At 73.9% G+C, this 25,778-nt stretch carries 22 protein-coding genes, 1 other RNA gene and 3 pseudogenes; 17 read left to right on the forward strand and 9 right to left on the reverse strand.

Annotated features, from left to right (window positions below; all coding sequences use genetic code 11):
• Window positions 1–93: 93 nt before the first annotated feature.
• From GOBS_RS06115 to GOBS_RS06135, 5 genes and pseudogenes are all read left to right on the forward strand, one after another.
• A complete protein-coding gene (locus GOBS_RS06115) occupies window positions 94–1,077 on the forward strand; it encodes a GNAT family N-acetyltransferase (RefSeq protein ID WP_041241360.1) in 984 nt (327 codons plus the stop codon).
• A complete protein-coding gene (locus GOBS_RS06120; RefSeq protein WP_012947430.1) occupies window positions 1,074–1,505 on the forward strand; it encodes a protein-tyrosine phosphatase family protein in 432 nt (143 codons plus the stop codon). The genes GOBS_RS06115 and GOBS_RS06120 overlap by 4 nt, the downstream gene beginning before the upstream one ends.
• A 97-nt stretch (window positions 1,506–1,602) precedes the next feature.
• Window positions 1,603–2,472, forward strand: coding sequence for an SCO6745 family protein (locus GOBS_RS06125; RefSeq protein ID WP_012947431.1), 870 nt, complete (start codon window positions 1,603–1,605; stop codon window positions 2,470–2,472).
• On the forward strand, window positions 2,469–3,005 hold the full coding sequence (locus tag GOBS_RS06130) for a carboxymuconolactone decarboxylase family protein (protein WP_012947432.1): 537 nt from the start codon (window positions 2,469–2,471) through the stop codon (window positions 3,003–3,005). The genes GOBS_RS06125 and GOBS_RS06130 overlap by 4 nt, the downstream gene beginning before the upstream one ends.
• Before the next feature lie 45 nt (window positions 3,006–3,050).
• A pseudogene (locus GOBS_RS06135) lies at window positions 3,051–4,667 on the forward strand (SLC13 family permease).
• A 54-nt stretch (window positions 4,668–4,721) separates the two neighbouring features.
• Here the strand turns inward: GOBS_RS06135 and GOBS_RS06140 are convergent.
• Window positions 4,722–5,285, reverse strand: coding sequence for a GrpB family protein (locus tag GOBS_RS06140; RefSeq protein WP_049788162.1), 564 nt, complete (start codon window positions 5,283–5,285; stop codon window positions 4,722–4,724).
• Between the two features lie 319 nt (window positions 5,286–5,604).
• Here GOBS_RS06140 and GOBS_RS06145 point away from each other — a divergent pair, with 319 nt between their 5' ends.
• The 4 genes from GOBS_RS06145 to GOBS_RS06155 all read left to right on the forward strand — a co-directional run bounded on the left by GOBS_RS06145 (window position 5,605) and on the right by GOBS_RS06155 (window position 10,095).
• Window positions 5,605–6,747, forward strand: coding sequence for a magnesium and cobalt transport protein CorA (locus GOBS_RS06145; protein ID WP_012947434.1), 1,143 nt, complete (start codon window positions 5,605–5,607; stop codon window positions 6,745–6,747).
• A gap of 167 nt (window positions 6,748–6,914) precedes the next feature.
• Window positions 6,915–7,288, forward strand: a transfer-messenger RNA (tmRNA) gene (ssrA, locus tag GOBS_RS26055).
• A gap of 487 nt (window positions 7,289–7,775) precedes the next feature.
• Window positions 7,776–9,182, forward strand: coding sequence for an SLC13 family permease (locus tag GOBS_RS06150; RefSeq protein WP_012947435.1), 1,407 nt, complete (start codon window positions 7,776–7,778; stop codon window positions 9,180–9,182).
• A 64-nt stretch (window positions 9,183–9,246) separates the two neighbouring features.
• Entirely contained in the window at window positions 9,247–10,095 is an 849-nt protein-coding gene (locus tag GOBS_RS06155) for a maleate cis-trans isomerase family protein (protein ID WP_012947436.1), read from the forward strand.
• Between the two features lie 462 nt (window positions 10,096–10,557).
• Here the strand turns inward: GOBS_RS06155 and GOBS_RS28570 are convergent, their stop codons facing one another.
• Entirely contained in the window at window positions 10,558–10,899 is a 342-nt protein-coding gene (locus GOBS_RS28570) for a LytR C-terminal domain-containing protein (protein ID WP_243697649.1), read from the reverse strand.
• A gap of 10 nt (window positions 10,900–10,909) precedes the next feature.
• Between GOBS_RS28570 and GOBS_RS28575 the strand changes: the two genes are divergently transcribed.
• A complete protein-coding gene (locus GOBS_RS28575; protein WP_243697650.1) occupies window positions 10,910–11,401 on the forward strand; it encodes a hypothetical protein in 492 nt (163 codons plus the stop codon).
• 122 nt (window positions 11,402–11,523) lie between these two features.
• Here GOBS_RS28575 and GOBS_RS29620 read toward each other — a convergent pair.
• Window positions 11,524–11,586: pseudogene (locus GOBS_RS29620) on the reverse strand (hypothetical protein); the annotation flags it as partial.
• Between GOBS_RS29620 and GOBS_RS28580 the strand changes: the two are divergent.
• Window positions 11,576–11,827, forward strand: a complete 252-nt coding sequence (locus tag GOBS_RS28580; protein WP_243697651.1) for a hypothetical protein — start codon at window positions 11,576–11,578, stop codon at window positions 11,825–11,827. The pseudogene GOBS_RS29620 and the gene GOBS_RS28580 sit on opposite strands and share 11 nt — an antisense overlap.
• A 491-nt stretch (window positions 11,828–12,318) precedes the next feature.
• On the opposite strand, the gene GOBS_RS06165 is transcribed toward GOBS_RS28580, so the two are convergent.
• A complete protein-coding gene (locus GOBS_RS06165) occupies window positions 12,319–14,430 on the reverse strand; it encodes a SpoIIE family protein phosphatase (RefSeq protein ID WP_243697652.1) in 2,112 nt (703 codons plus the stop codon).
• 215 nt (window positions 14,431–14,645) lie between these two features.
• Here GOBS_RS06165 and GOBS_RS27175 point away from each other — a divergent pair, with 215 nt between their 5' ends.
• Together GOBS_RS27175 and GOBS_RS06170 are read left to right on the forward strand one after the other, a co-directional pair.
• On the forward strand, window positions 14,646–14,810 hold the full coding sequence (locus GOBS_RS27175) for a hypothetical protein (protein WP_012947439.1): 165 nt from the start codon (window positions 14,646–14,648) through the stop codon (window positions 14,808–14,810).
• 150 nt (window positions 14,811–14,960) lie between these two features.
• Window positions 14,961–15,176 (forward strand): hypothetical protein, encoded by a 216-nt coding sequence (locus GOBS_RS06170; RefSeq protein ID WP_041241361.1) that lies wholly within the window; start codon window positions 14,961–14,963, stop codon window positions 15,174–15,176.
• 231 nt (window positions 15,177–15,407) lie between these two features.
• On the opposite strand, the gene GOBS_RS06175 is transcribed toward GOBS_RS06170, so the two are convergent.
• From GOBS_RS06175 to GOBS_RS28590, 3 genes and pseudogenes are all read right to left on the reverse strand, one after another.
• On the reverse strand, window positions 15,408–16,460 hold the full coding sequence (locus GOBS_RS06175; protein ID WP_012947440.1) for a potassium channel family protein: 1,053 nt from the start codon (window positions 16,458–16,460) through the stop codon (window positions 15,408–15,410).
• A gap of 89 nt (window positions 16,461–16,549) precedes the next feature.
• Window positions 16,550–17,005 carry an AMP-binding enzyme gene (locus GOBS_RS29625; protein ID WP_424954954.1) on the reverse strand — a complete coding sequence of 152 codons (456 nt, stop codon included), beginning with the start codon at window positions 17,003–17,005 and terminating at the stop codon, window positions 16,550–16,552.
• 48 nt (window positions 17,006–17,053) lie between these two features.
• Window positions 17,054–18,294 (reverse strand): annotated as a pseudogene (locus tag GOBS_RS28590) (class I adenylate-forming enzyme family protein); the annotation flags it as partial.
• An 83-nt stretch (window positions 18,295–18,377) separates the two neighbouring features.
• Between GOBS_RS28590 and GOBS_RS06185 the strand changes: the two are divergent.
• The gene (locus GOBS_RS06185; protein ID WP_012947441.1) at window positions 18,378–19,229 is read left to right on the forward strand and encodes a patatin-like phospholipase family protein; all 852 of its coding nucleotides are present in this window, start codon (window positions 18,378–18,380) and stop codon (window positions 19,227–19,229) included.
• Between the two features lie 137 nt (window positions 19,230–19,366).
• Window positions 19,367–20,488, forward strand: a complete 1,122-nt coding sequence (locus GOBS_RS06190) for a glycerophosphodiester phosphodiesterase (protein WP_012947442.1) — start codon at window positions 19,367–19,369, stop codon at window positions 20,486–20,488.
• 27 nt (window positions 20,489–20,515) lie between these two features.
• Here the strand turns inward: GOBS_RS06190 and fxsT are convergent, their stop codons facing one another.
• Entirely contained in the window at window positions 20,516–23,218 is a 2,703-nt protein-coding gene (gene fxsT / locus GOBS_RS06195) for an FxSxx-COOH system tetratricopeptide repeat protein (RefSeq protein ID WP_012947443.1), read from the reverse strand.
• Window positions 23,219–23,325: 107 nt separating this feature from the next.
• Between fxsT and GOBS_RS06200 the strand changes: the two genes are divergently transcribed.
• Window positions 23,326–24,033 (forward strand): DsbA family oxidoreductase, encoded by a 708-nt coding sequence (locus GOBS_RS06200; protein ID WP_012947444.1) that lies wholly within the window; start codon window positions 23,326–23,328, stop codon window positions 24,031–24,033.
• 588 nt (window positions 24,034–24,621) lie between these two features.
• On the opposite strand, the gene GOBS_RS06210 is transcribed toward GOBS_RS06200, so the two are convergent.
• Window positions 24,622–25,125: a MarR family winged helix-turn-helix transcriptional regulator gene (locus tag GOBS_RS06210; protein WP_049788546.1), complete on the reverse strand. Its 504-nt coding sequence runs from the start codon at window positions 25,123–25,125 to the stop codon at window positions 24,622–24,624.
• Between the two features lie 89 nt (window positions 25,126–25,214).
• Between GOBS_RS06210 and GOBS_RS06215 the strand changes: the two genes are divergently transcribed.
• Entirely contained in the window at window positions 25,215–25,772 is a 558-nt protein-coding gene (locus GOBS_RS06215) for a YceI family protein (RefSeq protein WP_012947446.1), read from the forward strand.
• Window positions 25,773–25,778: the final 6 nt, after the last annotated feature.

Below are 25,778 nucleotides of genomic sequence, written 5' to 3' on the forward strand. Positions count from 1 at the left end.
CGTGCGCCGATGCTGACGCCCGCCCGCACCCGCCCGCAAGGGACCCCTCGGAACCCGGTCGACCGCCCCCGCCGCCGTCCCTACGCTGCTGCCGTGCCCGAGCTGCCGGACGGCCTCACCGCCCGCCCGCTGACTGCAGACGACCTCCCCGCCGCGGCCGAGCTGCTGGCCGCCGCCGAGCCGGTCGACGACACCGGCGAGCACCTCGACGCCGACGACCTCGCCGAGTGGTGGGTCGAGGACCTGGTCGACCTGGCGCGCGACGGCCGGGCGGTGTGCACCGGCGACGGCGCGCTGGTCGGGGTCGCCGTGGTGGTGTCGATGCGCGGGGTGCGGGAGGACCACCGCGTGCTGCTGGAGGGGCGGGTGCACCCGGGCTGGCGCGGGCGCGGTGTCGGGCGAGCGCTGCTGGACTGGCAGCTGCGCCGCGGAGAGGAGGTCCACCGGCGCGACCACCCCGAGCTGCCCGCCCGGCTGAGGGCCTCGGTGTACCCGGGCACGGGCGCGCTGGAGTCGCTGGTGCGCCGCGCGGGGTTCTCCGCGGAGCGCTGGTACTGCGACATGGAGCGCCCGCTGACCGGGCTGCCCGAGGTCCCCGCAGTGCCGGGCGTCGAGCTGGTGCCCTTCGACCGGGACCGGGACGACGAGGTGCGGCGGGCGCACGACGCGGCCTTCACCGACCACCACGGCGCGGCCGAGGGCGACGAGACCGTGTGGCGGGCCTGGTTCACCGGATCGCGCGCCTTCCGGCCCGACCTGTCGGTGCTCGCCCTCGTCGACGGTGCGGTGGCCGGCTACGTGCTCAGCTACGTCTACGACGCCGACACCCGCGCGACCGGCGTGCGGCAGGCCCACCTGGGGCAGCTCGGGGTCGTCCGGCCCGCCCGGGGGCGCGGCATCGCGTCGGCCGCGATCGTCGCGGCCCTGGCGGCCGCTGCCGCCGCCGGCTGCGCCACCGCGGGGCTGCAGGTCGACACCGAGAACCCCACCGGCGCGTTCGGCCTGTACCGGCGGCTGGGCTTCACGCCGGTCCGCACCCGCGTCCAGTGGGCCTGCACCCTGCAGCCCGTGCCATGAGCTGGGCCGACGACACCGGGCTGGTCGAGCTGCCTAGCGGCGTCCGGGTCCGCGGCCGCCGGCTGGGCGCTCCGGCGTCCCCGGCCGACCGGGCGGTGGTCCTCGGCAGCGGCCCGCTGCCGCCGTGGCCGGCGCGCCGGGTGCGCTGGCCGGACTTCGGGGTGCCGTCGGACCCCGCGGACGTCCTCGCCGCACTGATCGAGGCGCTCGACCGGGCGCGGGCGGGGGAGCGGGTGGAGGTGGCCTGCCGCGGCGGGGTCGGCCGCACCGGCACCGCGCTGGCCGCGCTCGCCGTCCTCGACGGGGTGCCGGCCGACGACGCCGTCCGGTGGATCCGCGAGCGGTACTCCCCGCGCGCGGTGGAGACGCCCTGGCAGCGCCGCTGGCTGCGCACGCTCGGGCCGGCGGACCGGCGCCACACCGGGTAGGCCCCGTCCAGAGGCTCGCCGCGACCTCGGGAGCGGTGAGGGGGACGGGGTCCTCTCGGAGTGGTGGGTGCAGAGGGGTCCTCCTAGGGTCCGGCGCATGGTCAGCGTCGATCAGCCCACCCCGGACACCGCCCGCGCGCACCGCGCCGTGGAGCCGCTGCACAACCACGTCTACTTCTCGCCCGAGCAGGACGAGTACCTCACCGCGGTCGGCCTGCGCCCCGGCCGGATGTGCTACTTCGCCGGCCGGGCGGCCGCCATGGGCGCCGGCGGGCCCGGCACCGTCGTCGCCACCTTCTCGAACTTCGCCCCGGCGCTGGTGGCCCGGCACGTGCCGCGCGCGTGGACCCTCGCCTCCCCGGAGCAGGTGCTCGCCGCCCGGCTCGACGGGGCCCGCGCCTCGCTGACCCGGCTGCTCGGCGGGCCGGAGGCCGCGGCCGCGCCGGAGGTGGCCGAGCTGGCCGGCCTGCTGCGCGAGGCCTGCACCGCGCTCACCCCGGAGGGCCGCCCGCTCTACGCGGCGCACGCCGACCAGCCGTGGCCCGACGAGCCGGTGCTGTCGCTGTGGCACGGGGCCACGCTGCTGCGCGAGCACCGCGGCGACGGGCACGTCGCCTGCCTGCTGCGGTCGGGGATGTCCGGGCTGGAGGCGCTGGTCACGCACACGTGGACCGGCCGCGGCTTCACCGAGGCCGCCGCCCGGGCGACGCGGGGGTGGAGCGAGGAGGAGTGGGACGCGGCCTGCGAGCGGCTCACCGCACGGGGCCTGCTCACCGACGGCGGGTTGACCGACGAGGGCCGCCGGCTGCGCGCCGAGGTCGAGGCCGGCACCGACGAGCTCTCCGCGGCGCCCTGGGTGCACCTCGGTGCCGAGCGGACCGCCCGCGTCGTCGAGCTGGGCCGCGCGCTGTCGAGCCGGCTGGTGGCGAACGGCGCATACCCGGCCGGCGTCTTCTCCGCCCGGTGAGCGGGCCCCGCGTCCCGGAGGCGGCCGAGGAGGGGCCGACGGCGGAGCTGCTGCGCGTCCGCCGCGGCGGGCAGCTGTCCGCGCTGGACCGCCTGCTGCTGCACAGCCCGCCAGTAGCCGAGGGCTGGAACGCCCTGCTCGGCGCGCTGCGCGGGGCGACGACGCTGTCGGCCGACCTGCGCGAGCTGGTCGTGCTGCGGGTGGCCGTGCTCAACGACGCCGACTTCGAGTGGGTCTCGCACGAGCCGATCGCCCGCCGCGCCGGGCTGGCCGAGTCGCAGCTGGAGGTGCTGCGCCGTCCCGGTGCCGCCGCCGAGCCGGTGTGGACGCCGGTGCAGGCCGCCGTCCTCGCGTTCACCGACGCCTCCACGCGCGACGTCGCCGTCCCGGACGGGGTGTTCGCCGGCGTCCGGGCCCACCTCGACGACCGGCAGGTCGTGGAGCTGGCCGTGCTGGTCGGCGGCTACGCGATGGTGTCGCGCTTCCTCGTCGCGCTGCAGGTCCCGCCGCCGTCGGGAGAGGTTCCCGGCTGACCCGAGCCTCCCTATGGTCGGGATCCCACTCCCAGGGAGGGCGTCATGACCGCGACCGAACGGCAGCAGGGGTCCGGACGGCGGACCGACGTCGACGCCGCGTTCCGCGGCTCGGCCACCTACCGCAGCCTGGGCGAGCAGCAGCTGAGTCCGGCGGAGGAGCGCTTCGAGAAGGGACGCCGCACGGTCGGGCTCTTCCTCGCCCCGATCGTGGCCATCGTCTTCGCTCTCCTGCCGCTGGACCTGCCGAACCAGCAGCAGCTGCTGGCGGCGATCCTGCTCGGCGTCATCATCCTGTGGATCACCGAGCCGGTGCCCATCCCGATCGGCGGGCTGATCGGCGTCGGCGCCATCGTCGTCCTCGGGGTGGTACCCGCCGACGACGCGGTGGCCCCGTTCGGCTCGACGACGGTGTTCACCTTCATCGGCGCCTTCATCCTGGCCGCCGCGATGCTCAAGCACGGTGTCGCCCGGCGCTTCGCGATGACGATCCTGTCGCTGAAGTGGGTCGGCGGCTCGACCGCGCGCGTCATCATCGCGTTCGGGCTGATCACCGCGCTCCTGTCGGCGTTCGTCTCCAACACCGCCACGGTGGCGATGCTGCTGCCCACGGCGATCGGCATCCTCTCGGTGATCGCCAAGCTGCTGCAGGACAAGGAGCTGGTCGCGCCGGACTTCGACCCGCTGCGGCTGCGGGTGGGCGTCGCGCTGATGCTGATGCTGGCCTACGGGGCCAGCGTCGGCGGGCTGATCACCCCGGTGGGGACCCCGCCGAACCTGATCGGCCGCGGGCTGATCGAGGAGGCGACGGGGGAGCGGATCGGGTTCCTCAGCTGGATGCTCATGGCGCTGCCGATCTGCGCGCTGATGTTCGTGGCGCTGGCCGGCGTCCTGCTGCTGCTCAACCGGCCGGAGATCAAGCGCATCGAGGGCGTGCACGAGTACGTGCAGCAGGAGCGCGCCGAGCTCGGACCGGTCACGCGGGCGGAGAAGAACACGCTGGTCGCCTTCGGCGTCACCGTGGCGCTGTGGATCTTCCCCGGCATCATCGCGCTGACCGCCGGCACCGACTCGGCGCTCTACGAGACGGTCGGCGACCGGGTCAACGAGGGCATCGTCGCCGTCCTCGGGGCCTCGCTGCTGTTCCTGCTGCCCACGGACTGGAAGCGACGCGAGTTCACCCTGAACTGGTCGGACGCCGCGAAGATCGACTAGGGCACGATCCTGCTGTTCGGCACCGGCATCATCTTCGGCTCGCTGCTGGCCGAGACCGGCCTGGCCGAGACGATCGGCAACGGGTCGGCCGACCTGCTCGGCCTGACGAACACCTTCGCGATCACGATCTTCGCGGTGATCCTCGCGATCATCATCTCCGAGACGACGAGCAACACCGCGTCGGCGGCCGTCGTGGTGCCGATCATCATCCCGGTGGCCGTGGCGGCGGGGATCAACCCGTTCGTGCCCGCGCTGGCGGCGACCTTCGCGGCGTCCTTCGGCTTCATGCTGCCGGTGTCGACGCCGCAGAACGCGATCGTCTACGGCTCCGGGGTCGTGCCGATCACCAAGATGATCCGGTCGGGCATCTCCTTCGACGTCCTCGGCGCGCTCCTCATCGTGGTGATGCTGCCGGTGCTCATCGACCTCGTCCTGAACGTCGGCTGACAGCCGCGGGAGCATCCCAGCGAGCGAGGAGCGGACCGCGGCGCGGAAGCCGACTCATGGACGACGTCTGACCTCGGTCCTGGCCCGGGACAGGATCGCGGCGACCACCGCCGACTTCGCGTCGGCGTAGTGGTCCATGTCCGGCCACTCGCGCCCGGCCAGCGCCCGCTTCGTCGCGGCGTACAGGGCTCGGTCCTCGCGCGACCTACGGAGTCGGTCCCGCAGGTCGAGGAGGTCGGTGACCGCCGGGTCGTCGGGCTGGTGGACGTGCACGTGCACGTCCTTCTCGGGTGACCGGAACATGCGGTGTCCGGGCTCACGGACGCGCAGCACGAGTCCCGCGCTCTCGAGGGCCGGTGCGTAGGCGCCCTCGTCCTCGACGTCCGCGACGGTCAGCAGGACGTCGACGATCGGCTTGGCGGCGAGACCGGGGACGGCCGTGCTGCCGACGTGCTCGATGTCGAGCGCGCGACCGCCGAGCCTCGCCTCCAGCAGGTCCCGCACGGCCGAGAAGCGGACCGGCCACTCGGGGTCGGGGTCCTGCACCACGACGGTCACCGGCTCGCGCCCACCGATGAGCACCGAGTCCAGGTGCGCATCGCGCTCCTCGTCGGTCACGTCGCTCGACGTTGCCCCGTTCCCGGCCACCGGGCAACGGGGGTCCGTCGGCCGCCGTTCACCCGTCCGGGGGAGGCGGGTGGACAGCGCGTGTCACGATGGACGACGGCCCGGTGAGCGGGCCGGCCCACGGACGACGGGAGGTGCTGCGCGCGTGCCCAGTGAACCGCCCAGTACCGGCACCGGGGGCCGCACCGCCTGGTGAAGGACCCCGCTGCCCCCGCCGCTCGCGAGCTCGCGGCGGGACACTGCAGCGGGGCCACCAGGTCTGCGGACCTCCGACGAGTCCACCCGCTCCAGCGTCTCCCGGGAGTCCGCCGTGGTCGACCGCCGTCGTGCGTCCCTCACCGCCCTGTCCACCCTCGCCCGCCGCCCGCGGCCCGAGCTCACGCTCGCGCCCCCACCGGCTGCCGCCCCGGCCTCCGCGGCGCCGGACCGGCCCGCGCTCATCGTCGACAACGCCGTCTACTCGTCGGGACGACGGGTGGCGACCCCGGACAGCGTCGCCGAGAGCCACGAGTGGTTGGTCGAGGACCCCGAGCGCCTGGTGTGGCTGGGCCTCTACCGGCCCGAGCCCGCCGAGCTCGGTGAGCTGGCCGAGCAGTACGACCTGCCCGAGCTGGCGGTCGAGGACGCGATCAAGGCCCACCAGCGGCCGAAGTTCGAGCGCTACGGCAGCACGCTGTTCGTCGTCCTCAAGGCCGCGCGCTACCTCGACGCGGCCGAGGAGGTGGAGTTCGGCGAGCTGCACCTGTTCCTCGGCCGGAACTTCGCCATCACCGTGCGGCACAGCGAGTCCCCGGACCTCTCCCGGGTGCGACGCCGGCTGGAGAGCGAGCCGGCGCTGCTGGAGAAGGGCAGCGAGGCGGTGCTGTACGCGATCCTCGACGCCGTCGTCGACGGGTACTCGCCGGTGGTCGCGGGCCTGGCCAACGACATCGAGCAGATCGAGACCGAGGTCTTCCGCGGCGACCCCGGCGTCTCGCGGCGCATCTACGAGCTGTCGCAGGAGGTGCTGGAGTTCCAGCGCGCCGCCCGGCCGCTGACCGGCATCCTCGCCGCGATCACCGCGGGGTTCGACAAGTACGGCGTCGACGAGGAGCTGCGCAGCTACCTGCGGGACGTCGCCGACCACGTCGTCCAGGTCATCGAGCGGGTCGAGGGGTTCCGGCTGCAGCTGCGCGACATCCTCACCGTGAACTCGACCCTGGTCGCGCAGCGGCAGAACGAGGAGATCCGCGAGCTCACCGAGGCCTCGATCGCGCAGGGCGAGGAGGTCAAGAAGATCTCCGCCTGGGCGGCCATCCTGTTCGCGCCGACGCTGGTCGGCACCGTGTACGGGATGAACTTCGAGGACATGCCGGAGCTGTCGTGGCAGCTGGGCTACCCGTTCGCGCTGGTGCTGATGGTGGGGGTCAGCCTGGCGCTGTACGCCGTCTTCAAGCGCCGCGGCTGGATCTGAGGGAGGACCCCCTCGCCCCCACCGTGGAAGGACCCCGTCCTCCTCACCCCTCGCACGTTCGGGGCGAGCCTCGGGACGGGGCCAGCGGCGGGAAGCCGCAGCCGGGCCGGGGTGGCGCGGGAACAACCCGTCGGCGGGTGCCGTTAGGCTGTCTGCACAACTACACAGGGGGTGAATGGTCTCGACTGCGGTCGGATGACCAGGGGAAGCGAGCCGAGGAAGCCGACGATGAGCTCGTTAACCACGCGTCGGAAACAACACAAGCGCCGACTCCAGTCAGCGCGAGTTCGCCCTCGCTGCCTAAGTAGCGAGGCGACTCTGTCAGCCCGGGTTCGTCATCGGCCCGGATCCTGGCATCAGCTAGATGACTGACCGTGCGTGCCGGTCGCGGGCGCGCGCGGGACACCAAACAGCGACTGGGCCCGTCACACCGACTCGTTCGTGGGATCGGTGGGGTCGAGCAGAGACGGAGCGGACTGCGCTCGGAGAAGCCCTGGTGATGCGTCGTAGGACGCGGGTTCGATTCCCGCCACCTCCACCCTGGGTCTCGGCGGAGAGCCGGGACCCTGGTTGGCGAGAGCTGGCGCCCGCCGCTGTCTGCGGCGGGCGCCAGCGTGTGTTCTGGCGACGGTTCCTGGTCCGGGGTCCAGGCGATGTCGCCTCGAGACACCGCTGCGGCGACCAGGCGACTCCACCTCGACGTCTCCGTGCGGGTGGTCGGGTGCTGCACGGCCGGGTGCAGCTTCGACGGCGACCGAGCCATGGCGATCTCCAGTGACCCAACAGAGGGCCGGGCCCGGGCGGACATGCGCATCCGTGGCTAGGACGCTCCAGTGAGGAGCTCCTGACCCTGCGGGTCTGTCACGAGCGACGCATGGGGCTGAGCGTTGCTGTCGCCGCACGGCCGGCTCGTGGACCAGGAGTGTCTACGACGCGTGGACGTTCCCGATGGCAACCATCGATGTGCTGCCCCACCATGCAGGGGAGCAGGTGCTGTCTCCGTGTCGCGACCCCGCTGTGGAGGCCCCGTGTCGTTGTCGATCCTCGCCTTCCTCGTCTTGATCGCCGCCTTCGTGTGGGGCTCGGTCACGGCCGTCAATGCGGGGTTGATCGCGATCGTGGCGGCGTTCGTGGTGGGCACGCTGGTTGCCGGGTTGCCCGTGGAGGAAGTGATCGATCAGTTCCCGGCCAGCCTCTTCTTCATCCTCGCAGGGGCAACACTCCTGTTTGCGATGGTCAAGGCGACCGGCACGATCGACTTGCTGGCCCACTGGGCCGAACTGCTCGCTCGGGAGCGACGCCCCCTGATCCCGGTGGTCATGTTCCTGCTCACCGCGATCCTCGCGACAGCGGGGGCCTTCACGCCTGCAGCTGTGGCGATCGTCGCTCCGGTCGCCCTGAACCTGGGGGCGCGCTACGGCTTCAGCCGGCTGGCGATGGGCCTCGTGATCGTGCAGGGCGCGAATGCCGGCGCGTTCTCGCCCGTGAACCCGTTCGGCGTCGTCGCCAACCTCATGCTCCGTGAAGCAGGGGAGCCCGGCGGCTCACTCCACCTCTACCTCAACTGTCTGGTCTTCAACGCTGTGCTCGGGGCGCTGGCGTTCGTCGTCGTCCAGTCGCTGGCCGGCCGGCGCATCCCTCGGCCTGTGTCTGCTGGCAGCGGTACGCCTGGCGAGGAGCACGTCCATCCTGGTGACGATCCGACCGCTGCTGACGCTCGGTCCGGCGGCGGTGCCGGGCCGACGCAGACCACAGCGGTCGGTGGAGTCCCGAGTGGAGTGGCGAGTGTGAGCACGCAGAGCTCGGACGGGACGGCTGAGAGGGGGGACGTCGAGAAGGGTCGGCTCACCCCCATCCGGGCTCTGACCCTGGCGGCCCTCGCCGGACTCCTCGTGCTCACGCTCGGCTTCGACGTGGACGTCGGTGTCGCGGCCCTGGTCGTGTCCCTCCTGCTGCTCGCAGTGAAGCCCAGCCTGCAGAAGCCCGCCATCGACTCGATGCCCTGGTCGGCGATCCTCCTGGTGACCGGGATCGTCACCTACGTCGGGATGCTGGACGCGATCGGGGCCATCGATGACCTGCAGCAGGCCATCGAAGGCCTGGGTAGCGGGTCCGTCGCCGCGTTGGTCACCGGCTACGTCGTGGGGCTGGTGTCGGCCTTCGCCTCGACGACCGGGACCCTCGGTGCGATCACTCCCATCGTCGTCCCGCTCGCCGGGGATCCCACTCTCACCGCGGTCGGCGTCGTCACGGCGATTGGCATCTCCAGCTCCGTGGTGGATTCGAGCCCATTGTCGACCACGGGGGCCCTCCTCATGGCCAACGCCGAGGGCACGGAAGAGCGGGCGTTCTTCCGCGCTCTGCTCCTCTGGGCGATCCTCATGATCGCGGTCGTCCCGGCAGTGGCGTGGCTCGTGTTCGTGGTGCTCCTCTGACGGGAAGACCACAGCGACGGGTCCGTCGTGGACTCGGTCAGCAGCAGGGGAGTTGGGGGCAGACGTGAGCGACTACCGGATCGGCATGATCGTGCCGAGTTCGAACCTCACCATGGAAACGGAACTGCCGCGGATGCTGCGTGACCGCGAGCAAATCCTCCCGGGGGAGCGGTTCACCTTCCACTCCAGCCGGATGCGGATGAAGCACGTCACTCCCGAGGAGCTCGCTCGCATGAACGCGCAGACCGAGCGCGCCTCGGCGGAACTGGCGGACGCGCGTCCCGACGTCGTGGCGTCCGCGTGCCTCGTCGCGATCATGGCGCAAGGGCCGGGCTACCACTGTCACGCCGAGGCCCAGATCACCGGGGTCCTGCAGAACGAGGGACTGGACATCCCCGTCGTTTCCAGCGCCGGGGCGCTGCTCAGGGGGCTCGAGGCGATCGGTGCCCGGCGCATCGCCATGGTCACCCCGTACATGAAGCCTCTGACCGCGCTCGTCGCGGAGTACATCGAGGACGCCGGCGTAGAGGTCTGTGACGCCTTGAGCCTGGAGGTCTCCGACAACCTCGAGGTCGCCCGGCTGGACCCTGCAGGGCTGCGAAAACACTGGCGCCGTGTCGACGTGAGCAACGCCGATGCACTCGTGTTGTCGGCGTGCGTCCAGATGCCTTCGCTGTCCGCGATCCAGCCGGTCGAGGACGCCGCGGGCCTGCCCGTCCTGTCGGCAGCCACCGCGACCGTCTTCACGATACTCAGTGAGCTCGAACTCGAGCCCCGGGTCCCCGGGGCCGGACGACTCCTCAGCGGCGAGGTGAACATGGCTCCGGCGCCTCGGCCGACGCCCGAGCCGACCACCGCGGACGGGCCTCTCGCCCCCGACCTGCCCGAGCCCTACCCCGCCGCCGCGCAGTAGCTGTTGGCTCGAGTGCGGGAGCGGCTGTCGCACGGCCTCGAAGGCTCTCCTGCCCAGATCGGCCCAATCCCCGGCTGCCGCCCGTGACGGCGGCCGGGAATGGCTACCGGGACGTCCCCCGCTGATGCCCTGCTGGACCGCGGTGACGAGCACGACGAGTACCCCCGGTCCGCCACGGTGGGGACTCGGGCGCCCCTTCGGAAGGCTCCACCGGCATGCCCGCCCCCGATCGGCCGTTGGACTGGCGGGCCGACGCTGTCACCGCAGCCGGTAGGGACATGTGCTGCCTTGCGGTCGCGCGTGTGCGACTCCGCTGTGCCGCTTCCGTCATCCGTGGCCTGAGCTGGCCTTCTCCACTCGTCAGGATCCCCTCCCTGCCGGGAGTCCCGGTCAGCCGGCGGAGTGCTCCGCCGTCCGGAGGAGGGGGGAGACGGCGTCGGCCGGCGGACCGACGAGCTGGTGTCAGGGGGCGCACACCAGACGGGCGGCGTCCCCGGCCCCGATGACCACGGTGATCCGGTCGACGTCCCCGACCTCCGCGCCGCCGGTCACGCCCAGCGCGTCGGCGAGCGCCGTCGCCGCCGCGCTGGGGCCGTCCGGGTACAGGACGGCCGAGGTCGCGTCCTGGGTGGCGGTGACGACGCCGACCGTGCCACCTGCCTCCACCACCCGGGCTCCGACGGCGGCCCGCGCGACGGGGTCCGCCGAGCCGTCGCGGATGTCGACCGTGCCGAGCGCCGCGACCGCCGGGGTGGTGCACCCGGGCGTCGTGACGGGCGGGGTCGTCGTCGGTTGGGTCGTCACGGTCGGAGGAGTGGCGACCGGTGGCGTCGTGGTCGGTGGGGTCGTCGTCGGTGGGGTCGTCACGGTCGGAGGAGTGGCGACCGGTGGCGTCGTGGTCGGTGGCGTCGTGGTCGGTGTCGTCGTCGGTGGGGTCGTCGGTGGGGTCGTCGTGGTGGGGGGAGTGGTGACCGGTGGCGTCGTCGGGGGTGGGGTGGTCGGCGGCGGTGTGGTGGTTGGCGGTGTCGTCGACGGCGGTGTGGTGGTGTTCGGCGGGGACGTGGTGACCGTTGGCGGCGTGGTGACCGGCGAGGACGTCGACGGCGAGGACGTCGACGGCGAGGACTTCGACGGTGAGGCAGACGACGGCGCGGCGGGCGACGGCGGGCTCGCGGCCGGCTGCACAGCGGGCGGAGGTCCCGGGTTCGCCGGCGGCTCCGACGGCGGGGGCACCACGTCGGTCGGCACGGTCGGTGGCGGCGTCCCGGCGTACCGGGCGGCGAGGGTCAGGACCGTCGCCACATAGGCGTCGGAGTGGTTGTAGGCCAGGACGGCGCGCCGCTGCCCGGCCACGGCGGTGAGGTCCCCACCGGCGGCGCACAGGTACCGGGCCGTGGCGCGAGCGGCGTCGTGGATGTCGAAGGGGTCGCTGCTGCTGTCGCCGTCCCCGTCGCTGGCGTAGCGCGCCCAGGTGGACGGGATGAACTGCATCGGACCGACGGCGCGGTCGTACGCCGGATCGCCGTCGAGGCGTCCGCCGTCGGTGTCGCGGATCACCGCGGTGCCGTTCCCGTTCAGCTGGATGCCGATGATCCGGGGCGCCGACCGCCCGTCGGTCTGCAGCACTGCCCCGGCGAAGCGGCCGTGGTCGGACTCGACCCGGCCGATGGCGGCGACCAGCGACCAGTCGATGCCACAGCCGGCCGGCGCCGCCGCGGCGGCGGAGTCGTAGGCCGCCTTGGCGACCGACGGGATCCCGCCGGCCGCCAGGCCCGAGGCGGCAGCCGTCGCGCTCGACGCCGGCGACGCGTTCGTCCCGGGGGCCGTGGGCGGAGGAGCGGCGGATGTCGAGGAGGCGGACGTCGAGGAGGCAGGTCTGCCGGCCGGGTGGGAGAACGCCTGGAACGTGGTCGGCGACGGCTCCTGCGCGGTGATCCCGGCGCCGTCCACCGGCGAGGACCCCATCAGGGTGGCGGTGGCGACCACCACGGCCGCGCCGCGCCGCAGGACCGGCCCGTACCCCCGGGAAGGCGCCGGGACCAGCGAGGCGCGCGACCGCCGCCGGGAGCGCACCCGGACACCCGCTCCGGACTCCTCCGACATCGGCACCGTCCCCCCGACCCGTACGCACCGCTGCTGGCCGGACCGAGTCTCTCCCGGTCGGCCGTGCTCCGCGCCCGCCAATCCGGGGGGTCCGGTCAGCCAGATGTGGACCCCGGCGGATCAGGTGTCCGGCAAGCCCGGCGGCGTGCGGTCCGATCCGGCCTCGGCCGGCCGCGGCCCGTGCTGGTCGTGCAGCCGGACGGCGACCACCGCCACGTCGTCCTCCGGCTGCGGCGGCAGCATGCGCTCCAGCAGCTGGTCGACCAGGTCGTCGAGCGACAGGTCGTCGGCGGCGAGGTCGGTCAGCGTCTCCTGCAGCCGCTGCAGGCCCTCCTCGATGGGCTGGTCGCGTGCCTCGATCAGCCCATCGGTGTAGAGCAGGACCGTCGTGCCGTACCCGAGCACGACCTCGTGCTCCTGCCTGGCGGTGTCCGGTACCACCCCCAGCAGCAGGTCCGCCTTCTCCCCGGCGAGGAGTTGCACGCTGCCGTCGGGAGCGACGACCGCGGCCGGCGGGTGCCCGGCGCTGGACCACCGCAGGCGGGTCAGCCCGCGCCGCCGGAGGTCCTCGTCCTGCTCGAGCCGCCCCGCCAGCGCAGTGGCGATGATCCCCGTCCGCAGGGTCTCCAGCACCTCGTCGGTCCGGCGCAGGACCTCGGCCGGGCCCTCGTGGTCGACGGCGGCGAGGCTGCGCAGCACCGTCCGGGCCTGCCCCATGGCCGCGGCGGCCTCGGTGTCGTGGCCGATGACGTCGCCGATGACGAGCACCGTGGCCCCGTCCGGCTGCATGAACGCGTCGTACCAGTCGCCGCCGACGTCGGCGGCCTCCGCCGCCGGGGTGTAGCGGACCACGATCTGCGCGTGGTCCGGTTGCACGGGCCTGGTCAGCAGCGAACGCTGCAGGCCGGCGGCCAGGTCGCGCTGCTGCCGGTACAGCCGGGAGTTGTCGAGGGCCAGGCCGGCGCGTCCGGCCACGTCCGTCGCGGTGTCCCGCTCGGCGGCGGTCATCGACGCGCGGGTGGAGCCGTTGAACAGGGTGAGCAGGCCGACGGTCCGCCCGCGCCCGCGCAGCGGCAGCACGACCATCGACTCCGGGGCGAGCTCGGCGATCAGGTCGCGCGCCTGACTGGGGGCCAGCACGCGCTGGACGGCTGCGGTGGCTCCCGAGTCGACGGTGGTGCTCCGGCCGGTGACCAGTGCCCGGAGGAGGAAGGAGTCCTCCGTGAGGGCCGGGATGCGCCGTTCCGCGTAGGCGTCGAGGGTCGTCCGCATCGCCTCGTCGGCGTGCCACCAGCCGATGTCGCGCAGGTTCCGCCGGCTGCCGGCCGGTCCCTCGTCGTCGACCAGGGTGACGATGCACCAGTCGGCCAGCGCCGGGACGACGAGCTGCGCCAGGTAGGCGACCGCGCGCTCGGCGTCCATCGTGCCGGTCAGCTGCTCGGTGACGGCCGCGAGCAGCGCGTGGCGCCGGGCCGCCTCGGCGGCCACCTCCTGCGCTCGGCGCCGGTCGGTGATGTCGAGGAAGTAGAGGGTGAGCCCGCCGTTCTCGGGCACCGCCTGCACCTCCACCCAGACGTCGGGCTCCCGGGGGTAGTGGGCCTCGAAGGTGACCGCCTCGCCGCTGCGCACCGCCTGGCGGTAGCGCTCCTCGAAGACGGTCCCGACGGTCGCGGGGAAGGCCTCCCACAGGCTGCGGCCGAGCAGCGCGTCGCGGGAGCGGCCGGTGAGGCGCTCGGCCCGGGCGTTCACGTACGTCATCCGCCAGTCGGCGCCCATGGCCAGGTAGCCGATCGCGAGGGACTCCAGGGCGGCGCGGATGCGCTCGCTGCTCTCCCGTTCGGCGGTCACGTCGTGGGTGGCGCCCACCAGGCGCAGCGGGTTGCCGGCCGCGTCGGTGATCATCTGCCCACGGGCGGAGAGGTGCCGGGTGCGGCCGTCGGGGAGCGGTACGCGGTACTCGGTGGTGTACGCACCGGTGCTCGCCAGCGCGGCCTCCACGTCGGCGGCCACCCGCGGCACGTCGTCGGGGTGGATGTGCCGGTAGGCCTCGGCCAGCTCGCCGCTGAAGCCCTCGGGTGCCACGCCGAGCAGCTCGAACATCCGGCGGTTCCAGGTGAGCCGGCCGGTGGCGACGTCCACCTCGAACGTCCCGATCCCGGCGGCGTCCACCGACAGGGCGAGCAGCGCCCGGCCGGCGTCGTCGCCGTCGGCCGCCGTCCCCGTGCCCGCCACGTCCACGCTCCTCCCGGCGGGCAGCCCGTCGCCGTCCACGCCCGCCGACCATTGTGGACGGGAGCGGGGGATCGGCTCCACCGCGCCCCTCGGGCGCTCGCCCGTCGCCCGCGACGGTGTGCCGTCCACCCCATCGGGGTGACGTCTGCGTTTCACGGCTGGATCCCGGGTCCGTCGGTGCCGACCGTCCAGGCAACCGATGGAAGGAGCTGGTCATGCGGAACATGGGCTGCAGGGCCGTGGCCCAGGCCTCGCTGGTCGCGACGACGGCCTCGCTGGACGACGAGCAGCCGTGGCCGCTGCTGCTGGTGGCCGGCTGGCTGACCACCGCGGCGGACCTGGTGCAGCAGGCCGACGCCCTGGAGGCCGTCCTCGTCTGACGCCCCGGCTGCGGCGAGCCGCGTGCGCCTCGGTGACCATGGGAGCCGTGCGCGACGTCCCGGCCCCGCATCCGGTCCACGAGGGACGTCCCGGCCGCGGCCCGCAGGCTCGACGCGGCGCTCGAGTGGGCGCCCACCGGCCGGCGCGCCGTGCCGGTCACCGTGGTGCTGGTCGTCGTCGCCGACCTCGTCGGCGTCGGCATCGTGGCGCTGCTGCTCATCGGCCTCTCGGCCGGCGCGCACGACCCCGAGGGCGGCCGCGCCGTCATCGTGCTCACCGCGCTGGACCACCTCGCCGTCGCCCTGCCGCTCGGCGTCCTCGTCGGCCTCCGGCGGCAACGGCCGACCGCGGCCCGGCTGGAGTAGACGGTCATCGGCGACCCGGTGAACGAGGCCGCCCGCTTCACCGACCCGGCCGAGGACACGACCGGCCGGGTGGTGGCCAGCGAGGAGGCCGTGTGTGCCGCGCGCTCCGGTGAGGACGGCACTGGGCGCCCAACGCCGTCGCCGAGCTGCGCGGCCGGCACCGGCCCACGCGGACCTGGGTGCTGCACCCGGAGTGACGCAGTGTCCGCCCGGCAACCCCGCGCCGCGCTGTCAGTGGACCGCGGCGACGTGCCCCCCCGGCGGGTGCGACCGGACGACGACGAGCACGTCCTCGGTCTCCAGCGTGCCGATCAGCGGGTCGTCGAAGCGCAGCGTGCGCCCGCCCCGGGTCACCGAAAGCACGACGTCGCGCAGCTGCCGCGGACCCAGGCCGACCTCACCGGCCGTGACCCGCCGCTGGTGCAGGTCGAGGCCCTGGCCGCCGGTGACGAGGTCCTCCACCGTGGCCACGACCCGCGGCGCATCGGTGGACAGACCCAGCAGCCGGCCCGCGGTGGCCGACGTGGTGATGACGGTGTCGGCACCCGACTGGCGCAGCAGCTGGGCGTTCTCCTCCTCGCGCACGGAGGTGGTGATCGGCACGCTGGGGTTGAGCTGCCGGACCGTCAGCGTGATCAGCACCGACGCGTCGTCGCGGTTGGCGGCGACGATCACCGCGCGGGCGCGTTCGACGTGCGCTCGGCGGAGGACGTCGGTGCGGCTCGCGTCGCCGACGATCCCGTGCAGCCCCACCGAGTTGGCCTCTTCGATGGCCCGCGGCTCGGGGTCGACGACGACGATCTGCTCCAGCGGGGTGCCGTTGGACTGCAGGGAGCGGATGGCGCTGCGGCCCTTGGTGCCGTAGCCGCACACGATGACGTGCTGGCGCACGCGGGACCTCCAACGACGGATGCGGAACTCCTCGCGGGTGCGCGCGGTCAGCGCCTCGAGGGTGGTTCCGATGAGGACGATCAGGAACAGGATGCGCAGGGGCGTGATGACCAGGATGTTGACGAGCCGGGCGCCGTCGGTCAGCGGCGTGATGTCGCCGTACCCGGTCGTCGACAGCGTGACCGTCGAGTAGTAGAAGGCGTCCAGCAGGTCGATGCCGACCTCGTCGCCGTCCCGGTAGGCGTCCCGGTCCAGCCACACGATGAACACCGTGGCCAGCAGCACGACCGCCGCGATCAGCACGCGGCGCCCGACCTGGCGGAACGGGGAGAGCTCCTCGTGTGCGATCCGCACACCGGAGTGTTCGCTCATGTCTCCCGTGTCGCCGTCCACCCGCGGGACGATAGTGAGCCGCCCGGCGGCGCGCGTGCACGCCGCACCCGTCCGGGTGAGCGGACGGGTGCGGCGACGGGGACGGGGCCTCAGCCCCCGGTGACGGCGGCCCGTTCCCGTGCGGTGAGCTCCCGCTTGAGCACCTTGCCCGCGGCCGACACCGGGATCGCGTCGATGAAGACGACGTCGCGCAGCCGCTTGTACGGCGTCACCCGCTCGTTGACCGCCGCCATGACCGACTCGGCCGTCAGCGCGGCCCCGGCCTCGTCGGCCCTGCGGACGACGTAGGCCACCGGCAGCTCCCCGGCCTCCTCGTCGGGCCGGCCGACCACGGCCGCCCCGGCGACCCCGGGGACGCCGAACAGCACCTCCTCCAGCTCGCGCGGGAAGACGTTGTAGCCCTTGTAGAGCAGCATGTCCTTGGTGCGGTCGACGATCGCCAGGTAGCCGTCCTCGTCGAGGACGCCGACGTCGCCGGTGTGGAACCAGCCGTCGGCGTCGATCGCCTCGGCGGTCGCCTCCGGCCGGTGCGCGTAGCCGCGCATCACCTGCGGCCCGCGGATGCACACCTCGCCGCGCTCGCCGGCCGGCAGCGGCGCCCCACCGCCGAGTGGCTGGATGCTGATCGCGGTGTCGAAGACCGGCACGCCCACGGTGCCGGGCTTGCGCGTGCCCGAGCGGTACACCGGGTTACCGGTGGCCTGCATGGTGACCTCGGTCAGCCCGTACCCCTCGCCGATGACGGCGTCGGGCAGCAACGCCTGCAGCCGTTCGATGAGCGGGACCGGCAGGGGTGCCGCGCCGCTGGAGACGCTGCGGACGTGCGAGCCCAGGCCGGCGTCCTCGATGCCGGGCACCTGCAGCAGGGCGACGAAGACCGGGGGGCCCCGCCGATGAGGGTGACCCGGTACCGGACGGCGTCCTCGACGTAGCGCACCGCGTCGAAGCGCAGGTGGACGACCGTCATCGTGCCGGCCATGACCATGCTGTTGAGGTAGCCGATCACCCCCATCGCGTGGAACCACGGCGTGAGGTTGACCAGCCGGGTCTCGCCGAGCCGCGTCGGGTACTCGTCGGGCCCGAGCACCTGCCGCAGGGTCACGTCGCCGGCCTCGTCCAGCTCGGGCAGCGACCCCGACGACCAGCAGGCCGACTGCAGCACGTTGGTGACGACCGCGCGGTGCGGCAGCTCGACACCCTTGCTGACCCCCGTCGTCCCGCCGGTGTAGGCCAGGTGCGCGAGGTCGGCGGCCGGGTCGAGGGCGGCGTCGAGGTGCCGGTCGGTGGGGTCGCCGGCGAGCAGGTCGGCGAGGTCGACCTCCCCGGCCTCCAGCTGCAACCGGGCGTCGAGGTCGAGGGTGTGCGCCTCCCCGGTGACCACCACGGTCTCCACGGGCGTGGCCGCCAGGGCCGACCGCACCAACGGCAGCACCTGGTCCCAGGTGACCAGCACGCGGGCGCCGGCGTCGGTGAGCTGCGCGGCGAGGTCGGCCGCCGGGAGCAGCGGGTTGGTGGGGGAGAAGGTCGCCCCGGCCAGCAGCACCCCGTAGTAGACCGCCGGGTACTGGCGGCAGTTCGGGATGTGCACCGCCACGACGTCGCCGCGCCCGACGCCGGCGTCGGCGAGCCAGTTGGCGACGGCGTGCGCGCGGGCGCCGAGCTCGGTGTAGGTCAGCGGGACGTCGTGGTCGACGAACGCCGTCCGGTCGCCCCAGCGGCGCACCGCGGCCCGCAGGATCGAGCCGACCGGGACCGCGGGGTAGTCCAGGGACCGTGGCAGGCCCGGCGGCCAGCTGTGCGCGGTCGGCGTCGGTGCGTCCTGCGTGGCGGTCATGCGGGTCCTTCCACTCCGGAGGCCGACAGCGTGGCGCACGTCACTACCCGTGTCGAGGTCGGACGGTGGGTGAGGATGGCGGCATGAACGGCCAGCGCACGGCCCTCGTCCTCGGCGGCGGCGGCATCACCGGCATCGCGTGGGAGGTCGGCGTGCTCGCCGGCCTGGCCGAGGCCGGTGTCGACCTCACCGGCGCCGATCTCGTGGTCGGTACCTCGGCCGGCTCGGTGGTCGGCGCGCAGCTCACCAGCGGCGCCGACCTCGAGATGCTGTTCGCCCGCCAGCTCGAGCCGCCCACCGGCGAGCAGGCGGCCCGGATGACCCGCGCCGCGCTGGCCCGCTACGCCTGGGCGGTGCTGCGCAGCCGCGGGGACGACGTCGGGTTCCGCCGGCGGGTCGGGGCGCTGGCGATCGCCGCCGAGCAGGCCGGGCTGACCCCGACCGAGCAGGAGCGGCTCGACGTCATCAGCTCCCGCCTTGTCAGCCGCGAGTGGCCCGACCGCGACCTGCGCGTCACCGCCGTCGACGCGCAGAGCGGGGAGTTCCGCGTCCTCGACCGCACCTCCGGCGTCCCGCTGCTGCAGGCGGTCGCGGCCAGCTGTGCCGTCCCCGGCGTGTACCCGCCGGTGACCATCGACGGCCGCCGCTACGTCGACGGCGGCATGCGCTCCGCGGCCAACGCCGACCTCGCCGAGGGGTACGACCGGGTCGTCGTCCTCGCGCCCATCCCGCGCGGTGTCGGTCCGCTTGCCAGCGTCGACGCGCAGGTCACCGGGATGGTGGCGCGGGTCGCCGTCGTCTCCCCGGACGAGGCCGCGCGCCGCGCGATCGGCCGCAACGTGCTCGACCCCGCCGCCCGCGCGGGTTCCGCACGCGCCGGCCGGGCGCAGGCGGCCGGCGTGGCCGCCGAGGTCGCCGAGGTCTGGCAGGGCTGAGCCGGGCTCCTCCGGGGGTCGCCGGGCCGGGGTTCACCGCGTGTTCGCGGAAGCGCTCACGTCGCGGCCACGTCGCCGGGCTGGGATCGTCCGGGCCGACGGCGAGGGTCGCCGTCCCAGCCCGGGGGAGAGAACCCATGTCACGTGCGCACCGCCGGACCGCGCTGCTCACCGCGTCCGTCCTCGCCGTCCCGCTGCTGCTGACCGGGCCGGCCATCGCCGCGCCGCCGGAGCAGGAGACCGGGGACGGCGTCGACGAGCTGCTCGTCATCGGGCACCGCGGCGCCTCGGGCTACCGGCCCGAGCACACCCTGGCCTCCTACGAGCTGGCCGCCCGCATGGGTGCTGACTACATCGAGCCCGACGTCGTCAGCACCTCCGACGGCGTGCTGGTCACCCGCCACGAGAACGAGATCTCCGGGACGACGGACGTCGCCGACCGGCCCGAGTTCGCCGACCGGCGCACCACCAAGGTGATCGACGGCACCGAGCTGACCGGCTGGTTCACCGAGGACTTCACGCTGGCCGAGCTGCGCACGCTGCGCGCGGTGGAGCGGCTGCCCGACGTCCGTGAGGAGAACACCCTCTACGACGGCCTCTACCAGGTGCCCACCCTCGACGAGGTGCTCGAGCTGCGCGAGGCGCTGTCCCGGGAGCTGCGCCGCGAGGTCGGCGTCTACATCGAGACCAAGCACCCCACCTACTTCGACTCCATCGAGCTCTCGCTCGAGGAGCCGCTGGTCGAGGACCTCGGCGAGGCCGGGCTCGACGACGAGGGCGACCCGGTGTTCCTGCAGTCGTTCGAGACGGCCAACCTGCGCGAGCTCGACGGGGTCGTCGACGTCCCGCTGGTGCAGCTGCTGTCGGCGACCGGAGCACCGGCCGACCTGGTGGCCGCCGGTGACCCGCGCACCTACGCCGACCTGTCCACGGCCGAGGGGCTGGCGGGGATCGGGGAGTACGCCGACGGGGTGGGCCCGGAGAAGGCCCAGATCATCCCGCGGGAGGCCGACGGCACCCTCGCCGAGCCGACGTCCTTCGTGGCCGACGCGCATGCCGCGGACCTGCTCGTGCACCCGTACACCTTCCGCAACGAGAACGAGTTCCTCCCGGCCGAGCTGCGCGACCCCGGCGAGGAGCCCGGCGACTACGGCCGGGCGATCGAGGAGCAGCTGGTGTTCTGGGAGACGGGCATCGACGGGCTGTTCACCGACAACCCCGACACCGGCGTCGTCTCCCGGGAGCTGTTCACCGACTGAGCCTCGGGGCGCGTCCGCAGGCCCGGTTCACGGCTGAGGATCCGGGCGGTCGGCAGCGGCGTCGTCACCGAGGAGCTGGTCGATGCTGACGGCCTGCACCAGGTACTGCGCGATCGGGTGGTCGGGGGCGAGCACCCGGCGGCAGCGCTGCAGGGTGTCCGCGCCGAGGGCGCGGGCCGGCTCCACTTCGCCGAGCCGTACCAGGGCGTGGGTCAGCGCGCTCGCCGCCCACAGGACGATCAGGTGATCCGGGCCGAACACCCGGCGGCCACGCTGCAGCGTGTCCTCGCCCAGGGCGCGGGCCTGTTCCGCGTCGCCCAGCTGGGCGAGGGCGAGCGTCACGCCGGTCGCCGCCCACAGGGTGGTGGAGTGGTCCGGGGCGAGCGTCCGCCGGCAGCGCCGCAGCGCGTCCTCGCCCAGGCTGCGGGCCTGTGCCGCCTCGCCCAGCTGGACCAAGGCGCGGGCGAGCGCGGTCGCTGCCCACAGGGTGATCAGGTGCTCGGGAGCCAGCGCCCGGTGACAGCGGTCCAGCGTGTCCTGACCCAGGGTGCGGGCCTGTTCCGCCTCGCCCATCTCGATTAGGGCGGCGGTCAGCGCGCCTGCCGCCGACAGGGTGGTGGCGTGGTCGGGGCCGAGCCGGCGGCGGCAGCGCTGCAGAGTGTCCTGGCCCAGGGTGCGGGCCTGTTTCGCCTCGCCCAGCTGGGCGAGGGCGAGCGTCACGCCGGTCGCCGCCCACAGACTCCTGGCGTGCTCCGGACCGAACACCCGGCGGCAGCGGTCCAGCGTGTCCTGGCCCAGGGTGCGGGCCTGTTCCGCCTCGCCCAGCTGGACCAGGGCGCGGGTCAGGGCGGCGGCCGCCGACAGGGTGCTGGGGTCGTCCGGGCCGAGCACGCGGCGGCAGCGGTGCAACGTGTCCTCGCCCAGGGCGCGGGCCGGCTCGGCCTTGCCGAGCGAGACCAGTGCACGGGTGCGGGTGCTGGCGGCGGTGAGGAGGTCGGGGTGGTCGGGGCCGAGGACCGCCCACCAGCGGTCGAGCAGCTGTTCGGCGACGGCCCGGCTGGCGTGGCTGTCGCCGTGCGCCTGCAGGTTGTTGGTGGTGTCCAGGATCAGGTGCCGGTGGGCGGGAGAACGATCCCCCCGCGGGGCGATGGCGAGTACGTGCGGGGCGAGGGCGGCGTAGGCGGCCCAGCCGGTCGGATCGTCCGGATCGCTGGGATGAGCGGCGACCAACAGCCCGACGACCCGCTCGGCGGTGGCCTGCTGCCGGTCGAGGGGTAGCCGGTGGCTGATGACGGTCTGCACCAGCCGGTGGACCTGAAAGGCGCCGGGGGAGCGGCGGGCCAGGGAGTAGGCGACGAGCGCGCCGACGGTGTCGGCCAGCGCGTCAGGGTCGGCGGCGGTGCTGCGCAGCGGCTCCTCCAGCAACGCGGCGTGCTCGGTGAACAGGCGGAGTGGAATGGGCTCAGAGGCGAGGAAGGCGGCCAGCTCCAGCAGCTGCACCGCGGCCGGGTCCTCGCACCTGAGTCGCTCCAGGGACAGCGCCCAGGCGGTGTCCAGCCGCCCGGAGTAGCCGACCACGTCACCACGATTCAGCAGGCCGGCCCGGCGAGTGCGGAACCGGCGCAGGTAGTCGGCGGGCGGCAGGTCGGTCTGCTCCAGGTAGCCGGCGGCCTGCGCGGCGGCCAGGGGTAGGTCGCCCAGCTCGGCGGCGAGCTTGTCGGCCAGCTCCTCGCCCAGGCCCGGGATCCGGGCCCGCAGCAGCGTGATCGTCTCCGCCCGGGTCAGCACGTCGACCTCCAGCCGGCCGCCGAGGGCGCCCCAGCCGGGGTTGCGGGAGGTGATCAGCAAATGTCCCGGCCCGCCGGGCTGATAGGCGGCGACGTCGGCCGGCCGCTCGGCGTTGTCGAGAACGAGCAGCCAGCGGTCCCGGTGGCGCAGCTCGGCGAGCAGCCGGTCGACGGTGGCGGCCACCGTCGCTCCGGCAGCGAGGTCCAGGCTCCCGGCGAGCCGCGCGAGCTGGTCGGGGATGAGCACCGGCTGCTCGGCGTCGATCCACCACACCAGGTCGTAGTCGGCGGCGAAGCGGTGCGCGTACTCCAGCGCCAGCTGGGTCTTGCCCACCCCGCCGAGGCCGTACAGGGCCTGCACCGCCGGCGTGCCCTCCCCGGCGTGCAGCCATCGGCGCAGCTCGGTGAGCAGGCTGTCCCGGCCGGTGAACCGGGGATTGCGCGGCGGCACCTTCCACACTGCCGGCAGGGTGCCGGCGAACCCCGGCTTGGCCGGCGATGCGGGCCCCGCTCGGGGGAACGGCGGCGCGCTGGTGGGGCGGGTCCTCGCCAGCCGGGTCCGCAGCCGGGTTGCGGCCGCGGCCTCGTCCAGGCCGGTCAGGTCCAGGTGGACCAGCGGCGCGTAGAGCCGGGGCAGGGTCACCGGTTCGACCAGCACGGGCACGATCCGACCCTGCGCCGCCGCGGACTGCGCGAACGCCGCGCGCAGCTCCGCGCCGCCGAACACGGAGGAGAAGTAGGCCTCGGTGCACACCGCCAGCAGCCGGTCCGCGCGCTCCAGCGCCGCCTCCATCCGGGTCACGAAGTCCTCACCCAGCGCCCAGTCCCACACGTCCAGCTCGACGGTGTAGCCGGCCTCCTGCAGCCGCCAGGCCAGCCACTCGGCCCAGCCGGTGTCCCGGCCGGCGTGACTGATGAAGAAATCGGTCCCCCGACCGCTCACGCACCAGTGCTACACCCATCACCCGCCGTGTGCGATACCCGGCGACCTGCGACCTGCGACCGCCGACCCGGGAAGAGCCGAGCATTCCGCCGGCGTTGAGGGCGGGCGTGAAGGTCGAGATCTGGTCCGACGTCGTCTGTCCCTGGTGCCACATCGGCAAGCGCCGCTTCGAGGCCGCCCTGCAGCGGTTCGCGCACCGGGACGCCGTCGAGGTGGAGTGGAGGTCCTTCGAGCTCGACCCGGGTGCGCTCTCGGCCGCCGCGGGGAACGAGGTCTCGCCGACCGAGTACGCCGAGCGGCTGGCGAGGAAGTACGGCACCTCGGTGCCGAGCGCGCAGCAGATGACAGACACCATGACGCAGCAGGCGGCCGCCGAGGGGCTGGACTTCCGGTTCGACAAGGCCGTGCGCGCCAACACCTTCGACGCCCACCAGGTGATCCACCTGGCCGGTGACCGCGGGGTGCAGGACGCGGTGAAGGAGCGGCTGCTGACCGCCTACTTCAGCGAGGGCGAGGCGGTCGGCGACCGCGAGACCCTCGTCCGGCTCGCCGCCGAGGCGGGGCTGGACGCCGACGAGGGGCGCGCGGCGCTGGAGGACCAGCGCTACGCCGGCGCGGTCCGGGCCGACGAGGCCGAGGCGCAGGCGCTGGGCATCAGCGGCGTGCCGTTCTTCGTCGTCGACCGCAAGTACGGCGTCAACGGCGCCCAGCCGGCCGACGCGCTGCTGCAGGTGCTCGAGCGGGCCTGGGCGGAGCGCACGCCGCTCATCCCGGTGATCACCGGCGGCGAGGTCTGCGGCCCCGACGGCTGTTAGCAGGGCCCCCGCCTCGCGGGCTGGGGGGAGGCCGAGGAGGGGGGTCGCGCCGACCACGGACCGCGGCCCTGATCACCGCACCCAGCGCACGTGGCGCCGCTCGCACCGCGGCCCCGGGCGGTGGCCAGTCCACGGTCGCCGGTGACCAGCGCGCAGTCCAGTGTCTCGGCGAGGGCGGCATGGGTGGCGTCGTAGGCGCACAGGTCGGCGCGCAAGTGCCAGATGCGCGGCAGCAGGAGGGGTGTGCGGACAGCGGTCCACCCCGAGGACGCCGAGGTCGGCCAGGGCCTCGGCCGCCCGGCTGCCGCTGACGGACCCGGCCGCGGCGAGCCGGCCCAGTCCGGACGCGACCTCCACGTCCACCAGTGCAGGCGCGTGCAGGTCCTCCGTCGCCACCAGGGGCCGGAGATCGTCATCCGCGCCGGTCCACAGCAGCAGCCGGAGCACGACCGAGGCGTCGACGACGATCGACACGCCAGCGCGTGCGCGCTCGGCGTGGACGGTGGCCGCGATCTCCTCGGTGCTCACGGTACGTCGTCCCGCTGGCCGGCCCCGCCCGACGGCGTTCCGGCGCCGTAGGGGTCCTCGTCAGCGGGTGCCGAGGTGGCGCAGCAGCGTCTCGCCGAGGTCGCGCATCGCCGCGACCTGCTGGGGGGAGAGCTGGTCGAACAGGTGCGTGCGCACGCTCTCTACGTGCACCGGTGCGGCGGCCTCGAGCGCGGCGAACCCGTCGTCGGTGAGGACGGCGAGCTGGCCGCGGCCGTCGTCCGGACAGACCTGCCGGCGCACCCAGCCCCGCTCCTCCAGCCGGGAGACGGCGTGCGAGAGCCGGCTGCGCGAGGAAAGGCACCGGTCGGCGAGCTCGCTCATCCGCATCATCCGGCCCTCGGTCTCCGACAGGGCGACGAGGATCTCGTAGTAGGCGTGCGAGATGCCGGTGGCGTGCGTGAGTTCCCGGTCGAGCCGGTCGAGCAGCAGCTGGGCGCTGTAGAGCCAGGCCCGCCAGGCCTGCTGCTCCTCGGCGTCGAGCCAGCGGGGCTCGCCGGCGTCGGAGCCGGGGTCTCCAGCGGCGAGCGACACGTCGGCGGTCATGCCCATGAGGGTACTGGCGGAATAGATGAGCCTTCAACTACAGTTCTGCCCAGCAGGATGGTCCAACGCTCAACCACTTGGAGGCTCCCATGACCACCGCCATCCAGATCCCCGGGTACGTCGTCGGCACCTGGGACATCGACGCCAGCCACTCGACGGTCGGCTTCTCCGTCCGCCACATGATGGTCAGCAAGGTCCGCGGCTACTTCACCAAGTTCTCCGGTGAGGTCGTCACCGCCGAGAACCCGGAGCAGTCCACCGTCACCGCCGCGATCGACATGGACTCGATCGACACCCGGCAGGAGCAGCGCGACGCGCACATCCGCTCCGCCGACTTCTTCGACGTGGGCAACCACACCGAGATGACCTTCCGCTCGACCGAGGTCCGCACCGACGGTGCCGACTGGACGGTCATCGGCGACCTGACCATCAAGGGCATCACCAAGCCCGTCGAGCTGGCCCTCGAGGTCAACGGCTTCGGCCCCGACGCCTACGGCGGCACCCGCGCCGGCTTCAGCGCCCGGACCGAGATCTCCCGCAAGGAGTTCGGCGTGGACATCGACATGCCGATGGACGGCGGCGGCGTCGTCGTCGGCGACAAGATCAGCATCGAGCTCGAGATCGAGGCCGTGCTCCGCACCGCCTGAGCAGGG

Source organism: Geodermatophilus obscurus DSM 43160, assembly GCF_000025345.1.
GTDB lineage: Bacteria > Actinomycetota > Actinomycetes > Mycobacteriales > Geodermatophilaceae > Geodermatophilus > Geodermatophilus obscurus.

What these genes read in the sequence shown, in the direction of transcription:
- GOBS_RS06120 (WP_012947430.1), top strand. Translation starts at nt 1,074, where the DNA reads ATGAGCTGGGCCGACGACACCGGGCTGGTCGAGCTGCCTAGCGGCGTC.
- GOBS_RS06125 (WP_012947431.1), top strand. Translation starts at nt 1,603, where the DNA reads ATGGTCAGCGTCGATCAGCCCACCCCGGACACCGCCCGCGCGCACCGC.
- GOBS_RS28580 (WP_243697651.1), top strand. Translation starts at nt 11,576, where the DNA reads ATGAACTGCATCGGACCGACGGCGCGGTCGTACGCCGGATCGCCGTCG.
- GOBS_RS27175 (WP_012947439.1), top strand. Translation starts at nt 14,646, where the DNA reads ATGCGGAACATGGGCTGCAGGGCCGTGGCCCAGGCCTCGCTGGTCGCG.
- GOBS_RS29625 (WP_424954954.1), bottom strand. Translation starts at nt 17,005, where the DNA reads ATGCGCGGCTACGCGCACCGGCCGGAGGCGACCGCCGAGGCGATCGAC.
- GOBS_RS06185 (WP_012947441.1), top strand. Translation starts at nt 18,378, where the DNA reads ATGAACGGCCAGCGCACGGCCCTCGTCCTCGGCGGCGGCGGCATCACC.
- GOBS_RS06190 (WP_012947442.1), top strand. Translation starts at nt 19,367, where the DNA reads ATGTCACGTGCGCACCGCCGGACCGCGCTGCTCACCGCGTCCGTCCTC.
- GOBS_RS06210 (WP_049788546.1), bottom strand. Translation starts at nt 25,125, where the DNA reads ATGACCGCCGACGTGTCGCTCGCCGCTGGAGACCCCGGCTCCGACGCC.
- GOBS_RS06215 (WP_012947446.1), top strand. Translation starts at nt 25,215, where the DNA reads ATGACCACCGCCATCCAGATCCCCGGGTACGTCGTCGGCACCTGGGAC.